General features: G+C 44.6%; 9 protein-coding genes. 4 read left to right on the top strand and 5 right to left on the bottom strand.

What is annotated here, in order from left to right; genetic code table 11:
* Positions 1–5: 5 nt before the first annotated feature.
* The 3 genes from rpsR to KE626_RS18955 all read right to left on the bottom strand — a co-directional run bounded on the left by rpsR (position 6) and on the right by KE626_RS18955 (position 4,117).
* Complete coding sequence (gene rpsR, locus KE626_RS18945) at positions 6–278, bottom strand: 30S ribosomal protein S18 (RefSeq protein ID WP_133806446.1); 273 nt, start codon at positions 276–278, stop codon at positions 6–8.
* A gap of 4 nt (positions 279–282) precedes the next feature.
* Positions 283–633 carry a 30S ribosomal protein S6 gene (gene rpsF, locus KE626_RS18950; protein WP_249207562.1) on the bottom strand — a complete coding sequence of 117 codons (351 nt, stop codon included), beginning with the start codon at positions 631–633 and terminating at the stop codon, positions 283–285.
* A 202-nt stretch (positions 634–835) separates the two neighbouring features.
* A complete protein-coding gene (locus KE626_RS18955; protein WP_211974504.1) occupies positions 836–4,117 on the bottom strand; it encodes a T9SS-dependent choice-of-anchor J family protein in 3,282 nt (1,093 codons plus the stop codon).
* Between the two features lie 312 nt (positions 4,118–4,429).
* Between KE626_RS18955 and htpG the strand changes: the two genes are divergently transcribed.
* Positions 4,430–6,259, top strand: coding sequence for a molecular chaperone HtpG (gene htpG / locus KE626_RS18960; RefSeq protein ID WP_211974505.1), 1,830 nt, complete (start codon positions 4,430–4,432; stop codon positions 6,257–6,259).
* 156 nt (positions 6,260–6,415) lie between these two features.
* Complete coding sequence (locus tag KE626_RS18965; protein ID WP_211974506.1) at positions 6,416–7,210, top strand: carboxylesterase family protein; 795 nt, start codon at positions 6,416–6,418, stop codon at positions 7,208–7,210.
* A gap of 44 nt (positions 7,211–7,254) precedes the next feature.
* Here the strand turns inward: KE626_RS18965 and recJ are convergent, their stop codons facing one another.
* Positions 7,255–8,964: a single-stranded-DNA-specific exonuclease RecJ gene (gene recJ, locus KE626_RS18970; protein WP_211974507.1), complete on the bottom strand. Its 1,710-nt coding sequence runs from the start codon at positions 8,962–8,964 to the stop codon at positions 7,255–7,257.
* Positions 8,965–9,025: 61 nt separating this feature from the next.
* Positions 9,026–9,991, bottom strand: coding sequence for a polyprenyl synthetase family protein (locus tag KE626_RS18975; protein ID WP_211974508.1), 966 nt, complete (start codon positions 9,989–9,991; stop codon positions 9,026–9,028).
* Between the two features lie 314 nt (positions 9,992–10,305).
* On the opposite strand from KE626_RS18975, the gene KE626_RS18980 reads away from it, so the two are divergent.
* Both KE626_RS18980 and KE626_RS18985 read left to right on the top strand, forming a co-directional pair.
* Positions 10,306–11,859, top strand: coding sequence for an OmpA family protein (locus KE626_RS18980; RefSeq protein ID WP_211974509.1), 1,554 nt, complete (start codon positions 10,306–10,308; stop codon positions 11,857–11,859).
* A gap of 163 nt (positions 11,860–12,022) precedes the next feature.
* Positions 12,023–13,975 carry a KUP/HAK/KT family potassium transporter gene (locus KE626_RS18985; protein WP_211974510.1) on the top strand — a complete coding sequence of 651 codons (1,953 nt, stop codon included), beginning with the start codon at positions 12,023–12,025 and terminating at the stop codon, positions 13,973–13,975.
* Positions 13,976–14,186: the final 211 nt, after the last annotated feature.

Consider the following 14,186-nt stretch of genomic DNA (forward strand, 5'->3'; position numbering starts at 1 on the left):
ACTTCTTACTTTAAAAGGTCAGTAACATAAGGCAATAAAGCCATTTGACGAGCTTTCTTAATAGCCTGGGCTACTTTACGCTGAAATTTCAGGGAGTTACCCGTAATACGACGTGGCAACATTTTGCCTTGATCGTTCAAAAATTTCTTCAAAAACTCCGCGTCTTTGTAATCTACGTACCTGATGCCCAACTTCTTGAAACGGCAGTATTTCTTCTGACGTTTCTCGGTTTTTACGGCCGTTAAGTACTTGATTTCTTGTTTCGGTTTAACTGCCATAATTTTAAGCTTCAGTGGTTTTAGATTCAGCATTTACGCCATGTCTTTTGCGACCGTTGTAAGCAACAGCGTGCTTGTCCAGTGCAGTAATCATGTGACGTAATACATTTTCATCGCGATTCAGCTGGATTTTCAGCTTCTCATTGAGGTCGGATGGCGCATTGTACTCCAGAACAACATACATTCCTGTAGTTTTTTTCCGGATAGGATACGCCAGTGATCTTAATCCCCAGGGATTTTCGTGCGTGATTTCGCCGCCGTTGTCTTTAATGACATCAGCGAACTTCTTTTGGGCGGCTTTGTAGTCGTCCTCAGAAAGCACAGGGGTAAAGATCACCATCAATTCGTAGTTCATAATTCCCTGTTTTAAATGGTTTAATTAAAAAATTAGGACCGCAAAGATACTGAACTATTCGTTATTTCCACACGATTAGTCCCCTATTCCCCAAATATCTTACCGCGTATGTATATTTTGCTGAAAATCAGTGATCTAAGACATAAAAAAACCGCCCCGGTGGTCCGGAGCGGCGTCTTATTGCATGGTTTTTTCAAAAAGATCAGTGGTTAACGAGGATTTTGCTAACCTGTACCTGGTTACCCGACTGTACCCGCAGGAAATAAATACCTGTTGGAAGCTGGTTTATATCTATTGTCTTATAGTTTCTTCCCTTGATCAGTACCGTGCGTTCCTGGTAACGGATATGCCCCTGTACATCGATCAACTGCACGCTCGCCTGTCCTTCTCGCGGCCAATCCATCCAATACTGCAGCTGGTGGCCAAAGATACACCATAAGAGCTTTAACCACAGATCTTTATCTATCACAAATACCGTTTTCACGGGGCTGTATTTCACCGTACTGTCCAGTCCTACCGTTTTTAAACGGTACAACGAAAATCCGGACCAGGGCTTTTCATCATAGCTGATATAAGCAGACGCATCAGTAGTACTGCCATGTGCTACCACCGTATCCACCGGCTCAAAGGTTTGGAAATTCCTGGAACGCTCTACCACAAAGTGTTTACTGTTAATCTCATACGGCGTATTCCAGCTTACCAGCACTTTATTACCATCCATCTTTGCATCAAACCCGGTCACCGGCAATGGATTAGCCAAAACCTGCAGGCGATAACGGCTCAATACCGGGTAATGGTCTGTGGTAGTGGAACCATAGCTGCTTACCAGTTTTTCCACCTGGGTTTGCACTCGTGCCGAACCAGGCACATAGGCTACCCCCACTTCATTGGAGGCAATGACGTTGTCAATCACGGATGGATAGCTCACGGTGGACCGCTGTCCCGATAAACTCAGTGGAAGCGTCAGCGGCCGGTAGTCGATGCTGTCGTTCATAAAGTCAATATAGGAAGTGGTGGTATCCGGTAACAGTTCCGTAGTAATGGTTTTGGACAGGTCATCATTAAAATCTCCCAACATAATAATATTCTTGTAAGTATACTGCCCATCCAGTGTATCTTTCAATTCCTTCAAACCATCTCTCCGCCTGTTCCAGGAAGCGATCTTTTCCGGCTTGGTACCGGTGTTGGCTTTGGCATGCAGCAAAATGAACTGTATCCTCGCGGAATCGTTATCCAGTTTGGCAGTAGCCTCCATCAGGTAAGGGAAACGGCCGGATGACCAATTGTAATAGGCATTGCTGCTGCCACCCTGTCGTAATACGCCATAGGTGCGGATCTTCCGGATCACGGCAGTTTTATACACAAATGCCAGCTTCTGAGCACTTACATAATCCACATCCTGTAAACTGTCGGCATAAGATCCATAATCTGATAATACATAGCTGTAGCCGGGCAATTGCTGAACCACTGCCCTGAAACGTGCGGTATCCACCACTTCTGCCAGCGCAAAAATATCTGCATCCAGCTTTTTAAGCACCGTTGTTACGTTTGCCTGTTGTAAGCTGTCGTTTGCCGGGTTTTGCACAGGGCTGCCAAACCATTCTATGTTCCAGTTCACCACTTTTAAAGACCGGAGCGAAGTGCCGGATAATGTAATGTGATGATCCGTAAACCCGGCAGCAGTAAAGGTCAGATTGCCGTTATACGCCTGGTTGGCCGCCGCCGGAGCAAATTTTACATATACTTCACGGGGGCCCGACTGGATAACAGCCTGCGTAAAGGTCACCTGGCTGCTGTAATTGCTGCTGTCGAGCGACACCTTGAAACCCGCCGGTGCACTGATTTGCAGGTCGCCGCTAAAATCATTGGCCCAAAAACGAACGCTTTGCGCCTCTGATGTCTGACCGGATTTTACATAATCGAAATCCAGTGCAGCCGGACTGCTGTTCAGCGTAGGCGCCGGTGCCGCGGTAGTATCTTTTATTCCGAAATCGTCGATAGTCCAGCGGGCTGCCTGTACGGCGGGACCTGAAGTATACACAAAGGCAACATACACGTTGGCCTGTTTAAAGGATGTCAGATTAATACCGGAAGATAATTTCCATACATCGCTGCCGGCATCCGGAAAACGCCCGTTGACGGTGGTCCAGGTCGCCAGCCGCGGATCGCCGCTGCCGTTATAATCGGTAGAAACCCGCAGACTAAGAGACGGACCGGCAAAGGCAGTGCGACTGCTAAACTGCAGCAGCGGAAAATGTAAACCTGTCAGGTCAAAGGCCGGGGAAATCAGCCAGTCTTCATTTTCAACGGCGCCTCCGCTGTAGCCGTTTATCTGTATGCCATTGCTGTTATTTTGTCCAAAAGTAGTACAACCCCAAAGCTGTGCACCGCTTATGCTATACTGTGTAAACCCGCCGCTCAGCTGGCTGCTGCCGTTGGGACTGCAGTCATTGAAGTTGTAATTGAGTTCCTGGTCACCGGTGATAAAGCCCCATTGTGTAGTATCACTGATACCGGCAAAGGCGTTATCTGAGAGGTCTTTTATAATACCGTTGTCCGCTGTAATATAATAATGACGGTTAGGTTGGAGTATTTTCTTAATCGTCAGCGTATTACTGCCGATGATAACGGCAGCATTACCGATGGCAAAACTATCTGTTGCCCCTGTGCTGTTGTGCAGGTATATCCATCCGCTGCCCGCCTGTATATTTTCACTGAATATAATTTGGGGAGATGTAACAGGAGAAACCCCCACAGCAGCATTAGCCGGAACCAGCTGGCTGATAACAGGCAAGGTAGTATCTCTGCCGGAACCGGCGGCCTGTATATTATCAATCGCAAACCCGGGCCTGGATCCTGCGCCGCTGATTTGCCTGTTTACCCAGCGTAACTGCACCAGTGCCTGGTTGTTGCAGGCCGGGGGGAGCATTACAGATTCGCTGACCAGGTGCTGAGGCTGGGTGATACCGGATCCTGTTTGCGTAATAGTGTCATTCTGATAGGCTGTTTCGCCAATACTGGTAAAACTACCGGTGTCGCCTATACGATATTGTACCACTACTTCATTGATCCTGGAATTTGAATTACCGTCGTAAGGATTCCTGATGGTCATTACATCGTAACTCAGCTGTACATTTTGTTGCCCGCCGGTATTGATGGAAAGTACCAATGCGTTATCCGCACTTCCGCTATTCAGAAACCCAAGTTTGCCGGCATAGTTATATACGCCATTTGCTGTGGAAGAAGCACTGCCGCTGGCAATCAATGGTTTATCGCCCGCCGGGGTTGCCGTATTGAAGCTGCCGGACGGCGCACCGCTTAGCAACCACCCCTGCCATCCCGCAGGGTAAAGGGTCGCAGATGCGGGCAACGCATCAAAATTCTGCTGATAAGGCAATGATTGCGCACCGGGATTGGTTTGACCAACCGCGCTTTCAGCCATAAAAAAACAAAGAAATAATAAGGAGCGTAAAGGTTTTTCCATAGAAAGTTTTTAGAAACGGGGTAATCAGATTTCGGTGTAATAAATCTACGCAATTACCTACAATCGCCGGTATGATTTTTTTGTTAATAACTACTTCCGGTGGTGGTCTCCTGTTTCCATAGGAGGTTTACTGCAGCACAAAATCTTCCCCTGATCTTTTTTATTTAAAACTTGTGCCGGTTTGCATAGGTGCTGTATATTCACAGTAGCTGATGATAGTTATTATTTTTACAATATGTTTCTTGTCATCTTGTCAGTATAACCCTGCTGGCACACACTTTGAAAAAGTTCACAAAAAAAATCATATAGCCGATGCAAAAAGGTGCAATACGTGTTCAGACAGAGAACATATTTCCAATTATCAAAAAGTTCCTGTATTCAGATCATGAAATTTTTATCCGCGAACTGGTCAGCAATGCCGTGGATGCTACCCAGAAATTAAAGACATTGGCCAGTGTGGGCGAATTTAAGGGGGATCTGGGCGACATTGCGATTAATGTTAGCGTGGATAAGGAAAAGAAAACGATCACCATTGCAGACCACGGTATTGGTATGACTGCAGAGGAAGTTGATAAATATATTAACCAGGTAGCATTTTCAGGAGCAGAGGAATTCCTGAAAAAATACAAGGGACAGGAGAATGGCACTAATATCATCGGACATTTTGGTCTGGGTTTTTATTCTTCTTTTATGGTCAGCAGCAAAGTGGAAATCTTTTCCAAATCCTGGAAAGACGATGCTGCCGCTGTTCGTTGGGAGTGTGACGGCAGTCCTGAATACGAATTGGAAGAAACCACCAAAGCCGATCGGGGAACTGAAATCGTAATGTATATTAACGAGGAAAGCGAAGAATTCCTGGAAGATGGCCGCATCCGTTCTATCCTGGAAAAATTCTGTAAGTTCCTGCCTGTTCCGGTTACCTTCGAAGGAACACAGATCAACAATACCAATCCCGCATGGACCAAGAAGCCAAGTGAACTGACTACGGAAGATTATCAGAATTTTTATAAAGAGTTATATCCTTACGCAGAAGCTCCGTTATTCTGGATTCATCTGAATGTGGATTATCCTTTTAATCTCACCGGTATCCTGTATTTCCCGAAAATTAATAAGAGTTATGAGATGCAGAAAGATAAGATCAATCTGTACTCCAACCAGGTATACGTAACGGATGAAGTAAAAGACATTGTTCCGGAATTCCTGATGCTGCTGCATGGTGTGATCGACAGCCCGGATATCCCGTTGAACGTGAGCCGCAGCTATCTGCAGGGCGATCCCAATGTGAAGAAAATTAATGCGCATATCACTAAAAAAGTGGCCGACAAACTGGATGAAATATTCCGTAATGACCGTGCCTCTTTTGAAGAAAAATGGGATTCTATTGGTCTCTTCGTGAAATATGGCATGATGACCGATGACAAGTTCCTGGAGAAAGCCAATAAGTTCCTGATAATGGAAGATGTGGAAGGCGGTAAATTTTATACACAGGATGAATACCGCACTGAAACAACCGCCCTGCAAACCAATAAGGAAGGGAAGCTCGTGGTACTGTATGCCACTAATCCGGTGCAGCAGGACAGTTATGTGCAGGCTGCCAAAAATAAAGGCTTCAAAGTGGTGAAGATGGAAACCATGGTGGATGCGGCTTTCATTAATAACATGGAAATGAAATGGGATAACGTTTCTTTCACCCGTGTAGATGCGGATATTGCTGATAACCTGATTGATAAAGAAGAGAACACCACTACTGTATTATCGCAGGAGCAGGAAGGTACATTGAAGGAACTGTTTGGCACACAGGTAACCCAGCCAAATATCAAAGTGGAAATGAAAGGCCTGAGTGCAGATGCCCAGCCGGTAATTGTTACCCGCCCCGAGCTGATGCGCCGCATGAAAGATATGGCTGCCATGGGTGGTGGCGGAATGAGCTGGTACGCCAACATGCCTGATGAAATCAGTATGACAGTGAATGCCAATCACCCGGTATATACCCATATTCTGAAAGAAAGCGATAATACTTTGCAGCAGAAGCAGGTGAAAAATCTGGCAGATCTGGCACTATTATCGCAGAACCTGTTAACAGGAGCTGATCTTACAGCATTTGTAAACAGAAGCGTGGAATTAATGGGCGAAAAAAAATAGTATAACAACGCAATAAAAAAATATTTCGTTTCCTGTTTATTTTAGTTTTTATTTGCAGCAACCCCCGAAACTGCCAATAAAAAAAGCAAGAGAAAAATATTGGAAAAACCTATCCCCCGGTATATTACCGGGGGATTTTTAGTTTATAGTAGTTATATGAAAAAAAGAGCAATTAAGATTTTAAGCCATGTCATTGTGTTGAGCGCGCTCGCACTTTTTTCCTGTTCCAAAACAGAAACAGCCAAACCTGTTGAATCAGGTCAGCCAGGTAGTACTAAACCGGTTACACCTCCGCCGGGCGATACCTTCCCGGAACAAACACCCGGGATCACAGTAAGGAAAATAGATACAAAAGGGGGAAACATCAGTAACTACCTGTTATATATCCCGGATACCTATAACAGCGAAAAAACTTATAAATGGCCGGTTGTCATTTTTCTGCATGGGCTGGGAGAGATGGGTAGTGATATCAATATGCTGAGAAATTCCGGTCTTGCAGAAGTGGTGAACGGGAAACCTTTTGTGATGATTGCGCCGCAATGCCTGAGTGGTTGGTGGAATCCGCAATACCTCGATATGGTATACAAAGAGGTATTGGCCAGTTACCATGTGGATCCCAGCAGGGTTTATCTGACCGGCCTGAGTATGGGAGGATTTGGTACCTGGGATTGGAGCTCAGCGCATCCGGAGCAATTTGCCGCTATTATTCCTATTTGTGGCGGCGGAGATGTTAATCGTATGCCGGCGTTAAAAAATATGCCTGCATGGGTTTTTCATTCAGCAGATGACCCTATCGTAAATGTGGAAAACTCCCGGGTATTGGTAAAGGCGCTGAAAGCCCTTGGCAGCCCGGTGCTGTATACGGAATATCCTACAGGCGGACATGATGCATGGACCCGTACCTATGCCAATGCTGACGTATATACCTGGTTATTAAAACAGCATAAGTAGCTGATTTTTGTGGGTTATTGCGCTAAGAGCGGTACCCACTAAAATTAATTACCACCCGTTCTGATATCTATTACTTTTAGCTGGAGGGAAGTTTGACCATTCCATTCATTTTCATCGAGGGAAAACACCATATCGAATGGTTTCTTACTGGCGATGACCGGGAATTTTTCTGCCATATAAAAGCCGATGCCAGACATTGTTGGCCCGTATCTTCCTTGTTTTACGGAAAATTTGATATGTTCCTCTTTTACAATCTTTGAATAACCGTTGTCTACAAGATTCCTGGCAAGAAATACGGGTCGGAGATTTTCCGGTCCGAGTGGTTCAAATTGTTTGAGTATATTAAAGAAGGCAGGTGTGATATCAGAGAAGTGAATTTCTGAATCGATCACAATTTCGGGCACCAGCTGATCAGGATGTATTGTTTTGGCCACTACTTCCTCGAAACGTTCCTGGAATGCCTTCACATTTTCCGTTTTCAGTGTCATTCCGGCCGCATAAAAGTGGCCGCCATAGTTTTCGAGGAGATCTTTACACTGATGAATGGCTTCATATACATTAAAGCCCATTACCGACCGGGCCGATCCGGCTACCTTATCATTTGACTGGGTCAGGATAATAGTGGGACGGTAGTAGTATTTATCAATCAGGCGGGATGCTACGATACCTACTACTCCTTTATGCCAGTGGGCCTGGTAGAGGACTGTGGATTTTCTTTTGGCGATGTCTGCATCATTTTGGAGGAGCACAATGGCTTCCTGGGTGATGGTGCTGTCAATTTCTTTCCTGTCGAAATTATCAGCATGCAGTACCGCAGCAATGGCTGCAGCCTTTTCCACATCGTTTTCAATAAAAAGATTTACCGCCTTTCTCGCATCGTCCATTCTGCCAGCTGCGTTTACACGGGGGGCAATTACAAAAACAAGATTGGAAATGGTCAGTTTTTCTTTCAGGGCGCTGAGCGTAATCAGCGCTTTGATACCCGGCAGGGGATCTTCATTTACTTTTATGAGACCATGAAAGGCCAGTATCCTGTTTTCACCGGTCATCGGAACAATGTCGGCAGCAATACTGGTGGCTACCAGGTCGAGGAATTTATTGGCTTCTGAAGCGGGAAGTCCCCTTTTCTGAGCGAAGGCAGAAATCAGCTTGTAGCCGATACCGCAGCCGCTAAGTTCTTTATAAGGGTAGGGGCAGTCGGCCTGCTTGGGATTCAGGATCGCCACTGCCGGAGGTAATATTGCATCGGGTAGGTGGTGGTCGCAGATAATGAAGTCAATTCCCCATTCCTTTGCCGCCGTAATATATTCTATGGATTTGATACCGCAGTCGAGGGCAATAACAAGACTAAAGTCGTTGTCCCTGGCATACTCAATACCCTGCATGGAAATACCATATCCTTCGCGGTAGCGGTGCGGTATGTAAAATTCGATGTTACTGTAGAGTTTTCGTAGAAAAGCGTACACAGTAGCAACGGCGGTAGTACCATCTACATCATAATCGCCGTAAACCAGTATTTTTTCGTGTTGGAAAAAGGCCAGTTCAATACGGGAAATGGCTTTATCCATGTCTTTCATCTTCCAGGGATCGTGGAGATCTTCCAGTGTTGGTCGAAAAAATTGGCGGGCAGCCTCAAAGTTGGTGACGCTGCGTTGTACCAGTAACCTGCATAGCAAGGGATGTATGCGTAATGATGACTGTAGTAACTGTTCCTGATTTGGTTGATATGCCTTTACTGTCCAGCGTTTTTGCATTATTATATTTTAGGCTTAAGCTATCCGCTCCTTCCGCATATTACATTATTTTTTATTCTTTCTAAAATGTTCTGTCAGTAGTAAATCGCACAAGAGATTCTAACCCGTTTCTGACAGCATTTTCAGGAAACTTATTCAGGATGGTAAGGGCTTCGTCGCGGTATTCAAACATTTTTTGCCGGGTATAGTCGATACCCCCGGATGCTTTTACCAGGCGGATCACTTCTTCTACCCGGTCCTTATCGGTATTGTGATTTTTTACTATGTTAATAATTTTTCTCCTGGTTTCAGTGTTGGAATGTTCCAGTGTATAAATAAGCGGGAGCGTCATTTTTTTCTCACGGATATCAATGCCGGTGGGTTTCCCGATTTTGGCTGAGCCATAATCGAACAGGTCATCTTTTATTTGAAAAGCAACGCCTACTTTTTCGCCAAACAGGCGCATTTGTTCTGTAGTATGTTCGTCGTTGCTGCTGCTCCATGCACCTGCAGCGCAGGCGGATGCCAGCAATGAGGCTGTTTTGCGGCGGATGATCTCGAAATAGATATCTTCCTTAATATTCAGTTTACGGGTTTTTTCGATCTGCAACAGTTCGCCTTCACTCATTTCCTTTACCGCTTCCGACAAAATCTGTAAAGTCCGGAAGTCGTTATTGTTAAGAGACAGCAGCAAACCTTTGGACAACAGGTAGTCGCCCACCAGTACCGCTATTTTATTTTTCCACAGGGCGTTAATAGAGAAAAGTCCGCGGCGTTCATTGGCGTCATCCACCACGTCGTCGTGCACCAGGGTAGCAGTATGCAGCAATTCTACCAGCGCCGCTGCGCGATAGGTACTTTCCTGTATATGCTCGCTGAAAAGTTTCGCGGATAATAAAACAAACATGGGCCTGATCTGCTTCCCTTTCCGCTTCACAATATAATGCATGATCCTGTCCAGCAGTGGCACATGACTTTTTACCGAATCTGCGAACTTACTTTCAAAATCCTGTAATTCTTTACCTATCAGGTGTTTAATATCGTCCATGTATTAAATAAAAAAGGATTGCTAAGCTAGGTTTTATAAATCACATTTTAACATTTTGGCCTTTAATTTGTAGTTGGTGTGTAACATTCCTTTAACAAGAGATAAAGATTCCTTTAACACGGGGTATACATATCTTTAACTTAACTGAATTTAAGGTATATGAATACTTTCAGTTAAGCTTTAATTTTGAAGGACTTATCAATGAAAATAATATTGCAAGAAAAATTTGTATATTCATTTATGATATTTACCTTTGCTAGGTAAAAAACGGGTTATTAGTAAATTTTTAACAGTTTTTAATAAAAAAAACAATTATGGCAAGCAAAAAGTACTTATTACTGGCAGGCGCTGTGGGTTTACTATCAGCATCTTCTAGTTTTGCACAGGTTCAACCAACCGGCTACGATGCTCTGGATAGCACCAAAGTGTCTAGCAAGCGTATGGTACAACAAAATAACTTCACGAACCACCAATCGAATTTCCCGGCGAAACCGAGAGATATGTGGGAACTGGGTTTTAGCGGTGGTTTACACCTTCTGGACGGAACTGTTCCTGCTCAACCAGGATTCGGTGGCGGTATCTCCCTGAGAAAAGCACTGGGTCACACTTTCTCCCTGAGAGCTGAGTACATCGGATCTATCGATAAAGGTCAGGATTACAAACTCCGTCCTACTATAGCAGCAAATGGTAACCCATGGGCCGCTACAGCAGCTAGAAATGGTGGCATGATCATTCCTAACTACAAATCTCAGAACCACCAGCTGTCTTTGGATGTGATTGCTTCCCTGAGCAACATCCTGTTCTACAGAGCAGAACCTAAAGTTAACTGGTATTTACTGGCTGGTTACTCTATTGTAATGGCTGACGTTGACGTTGATGCATTGGATGCAAGCGGTAACGGTTATGTTTATGACAAGAGCAAATTGACTGGCAAACGTTCTGATATTAAAGATTACATCAAAGGTGTTCAGGACAAAAAGTACGAACAGAATGCTCCTTCACAGGGTAACCGCGTATCAATTGGCCGTAAAGACGACAACCAATTGCTGCGTCATGCACTGGACTTAGGTACTGGTGTTGCATTCAAAGTTTCTAAACGTTTCAACATTGGTATTGAAGAAAAAATCACCATGCCGTTTGACGCTTACCTCGATGGTTATGCAGTTCCAGGTTCCGGTGGTTCATCTAAAGATTTCTACTCTTACACCAGCGTACGTCTGAACTTCAACCTGGGTAACCCAGCTAAACGTGTACAGCCATTATGGTGGATCAACCCACTGGAATATGCTTACAGCGAGCTGAGCAACCCACGTCACATGAAGATCCCACCTCCAGTTCTGCCTGATGCTGATGGCGATGGCGTAACTGATCAGTTCGATCGCGAACCTAATACTCCAGCTGGTGCTCCAGTAGATGTTCATGGTGTAGCTAAAGATACTGATGGTGATGGCGTTCCTGACTACAAAGACAAACAACTGATCACTCCTACTTACTGCCAGCCAGTTGATGCTGATGGTGTTGGTAAATGCCCGGATCCAGAATGCTGCAAGACTCCGCAAGCAGCTCCTTGCGCTAGCCTGGTTCTGCCAAGCGTTTCCTTCAAAGGAAGCTCTACCAAAGTTGGTACTGATCAGGCAGCTATCCTGTCTTCTGTAGCAGCAAGCCTGAAATCTAATCCTTCCTGCAACGTACTGGTTACCGGTCACGCAGGTGCAAAAGGTAAAAAAGGTGGTGTTGACCTGAGCAGCCGTCGTGTTGATGCAGTTATCGACTACCTGGCTGACAAACAAGGAATCGACCGTGGTCGTTTCATCAAACAAAACACTCCTGGTGAGTCTGGCACTGTTGATTTAGCTCCTGCTAACTAATCAGTATCACTCATTAAGATGATAACTTAAAAAAGAGTCCTCTTCCGTTCATTCGGGAGAGGACTCTTTTTTTGCCTCTCCCCATCACTCCGCTATGATTTATTGTTGGAGTATCAATATTTACCCCTAATTTTGAAGGCTTTTTTAACCAACTTTTTATTACGTGGGAATAAACATTAACAGGGTCTCCCTGGCAGGTCTGGTAGTAGCACTCGGTATTATCTACGGCGATATCGGAACATCTCCACTTTATGTTTTCAAGGCCATCGTAGGAGGAAACCCCATCAGCGACCTGCTGGTGGTAGGAGGTATCTCCTGTATTATATGGACACTCACCCTGCAAACCACCGTTAAATATGTGATTCTGACCCTTAGGGCCGACAATAAGGGGGAAGGGGGGATCTTTTCATTATATGCCCTGGTAAGAAGGCATGCCAGGTGGACAGTGATATTTGGTATGATCGGTGGCGCTGCCCTGCTCGCAGATGGTATCATTACCCCGCCCATTACCGTTACCTCCGCTATTGAAGGGCTTAGAACCCTGGAAGTTTTTAAAGATCTTGGACAGTTCACGATCGTAAAAATTGTACTGACAATTATTACCGGTCTCTTCGTGATGCAACAATTTGGTACTGTTTCCATTGGCCGTATGTTTGGGCCCATTATGGTGCTCTGGTTTTCCATGCTGGGTATCCTTGGTATCTCGCATATTGCGGACGACCTCAGCATTTTTAAAGCTTTCAGTCCCCACTATGCCATTGAACTGTTAACGACCTATCCAAAAGGATTTTTGATACTAGGCGCGGTATTCCTCTGTACTACAGGGGCAGAAGCGCTGTATTCCGACCTGGGACACTGTGGGAGGGGAAATATCCGGATATCCTGGATCTTTGTTAAATCCTGCCTTATTTTGAATTACCTGGGTCAGGGCGCCTGGTTACTGACACAAAAAGGGCAGATTATTCCCAAAGACCAGAACCCCTTTTTTACCATCATGCCGGAATGGTTCATCATTTTCGGTGTACTTATCGCCACACTTGCTTCCGTAATTGCCAGCCAGGCTTTGATATCAGGCTCGTTTACCCTGATCGCCGAAGCTATGAGACTGAACCTGTGGCCTAAAATGAGGGTGAACTATCCCACTGAAATGAGAGGACAACTCTACATTCCCGGTATTAATACCATGTTGTTTGTAGGATGTGCTGCCATTGTCCTGATCTTCCAGGAGTCCTCCAATATGGAGGCTGCATACGGATTATCTATTACCATCTGTATGCTCATGACCTCCTGCCTGTTTGCCTTCTATCTCTATACCAAACGGGTATGGGTGGGGTGGATACTCCTGTACCTGGTGGTTTATTTCACCATAGAATTCTCCTTCCTGTTTGCCAATGTAATTAAGTTTATGCATGGTGGTTATGTAACCGTTATTGTTGCAGGTGCACTTTTCCTGGTAATGATTGTATGGTTCAAGTCAAGGAAGATCAAGAACCGCTACGTGGAGTTTGTAAGACTCGAAGATTATCTGCCAATCATCCAGGAACTGAGCAATGATACCTCTATTCCGAAATATGCCACCCACCTGGTATATATGAGTAGTGCTGATAATCCAAAGGAGATTGAACATAAGATCATCTATTCTATTTTGAATAAGAAGCCCAAGCGGGCAGATATTTATTGGTTTGTGCACGTGGATGTGGTAGATGAGCCTTATTTAAGTGAATATTCTGTACAAACCATTATCCCCAATGAAGTGATACGCGTGGAGTTCCGCCTCGGTTTTAAAGTGGAGCAACGTATTAACCTCATGTTCAGGATGGTAGTAGAAGATATGGTACGTAACAAGGAGGTAAATATTACCAGCCGTTATGAGTCATTAAGTAAGAATAATGTAGTAGGCGATTTCCAGTTCATTGTAATGGAGAAATTCCTTTCACATGATAATGATCTGCCGTTGTACGAACGAATGGTGATGAAAATGTATTTCTTCCTGAAGAAGATCAGTCTATCGGAAGAAAGGGGCTTCGGATTGGACTCCAGTTATGTAACAATTGAGAAGTACCCACTGGTAGTGGCGCCTGTTACCAATCTTCAGCTCAAGCGAATTGTACATTAATATTATAATTTTTTGAAGATGGGATTTTCAACGTCATGAAAGGTTGGAAATCCCATTTTTTATGCCCTAACTTCGTTACTGTCATTTTCTGCCTTTCCATTTGTCCTATTAATAACTATAATCCCATTTTTTTTATAGATATTGAGGTTTCCGGGATACGGATTCAAGCAAAGAACACCGGTATTCTGCTTCTCAAAAACGCTAAATTTTA

This window comes from Chitinophaga hostae, assembly GCF_018224885.1.
GTDB lineage: Bacteria > Bacteroidota > Bacteroidia > Chitinophagales > Chitinophagaceae > Chitinophaga > Chitinophaga hostae.

What these genes read in the sequence shown, in the direction of transcription:
- htpG (WP_211974505.1), top strand. Translation starts at nt 4,430, where the DNA reads ATGCAAAAAGGTGCAATACGTGTTCAGACAGAGAACATATTTCCAATT.
- KE626_RS18975 (WP_211974508.1), bottom strand. Translation starts at nt 9,991, where the DNA reads ATGGACGATATTAAACACCTGATAGGTAAAGAATTACAGGATTTTGAA.
- recJ (WP_211974507.1), bottom strand. Translation starts at nt 8,964, where the DNA reads ATGCAAAAACGCTGGACAGTAAAGGCATATCAACCAAATCAGGAACAG.
- rpsR (WP_133806446.1), bottom strand. Translation starts at nt 278, where the DNA reads ATGGCAGTTAAACCGAAACAAGAAATCAAGTACTTAACGGCCGTAAAA.
- KE626_RS18965 (WP_211974506.1), top strand. Translation starts at nt 6,416, where the DNA reads ATGAAAAAAAGAGCAATTAAGATTTTAAGCCATGTCATTGTGTTGAGC.
- KE626_RS18980 (WP_211974509.1), top strand. Translation starts at nt 10,306, where the DNA reads ATGGCAAGCAAAAAGTACTTATTACTGGCAGGCGCTGTGGGTTTACTA.
- KE626_RS18955 (WP_211974504.1), bottom strand. Translation starts at nt 4,117, where the DNA reads ATGGAAAAACCTTTACGCTCCTTATTATTTCTTTGTTTTTTTATGGCT.
- rpsF (WP_249207562.1), bottom strand. Translation starts at nt 633, where the DNA reads ATGAACTACGAATTGATGGTGATCTTTACCCCTGTGCTTTCTGAGGAC.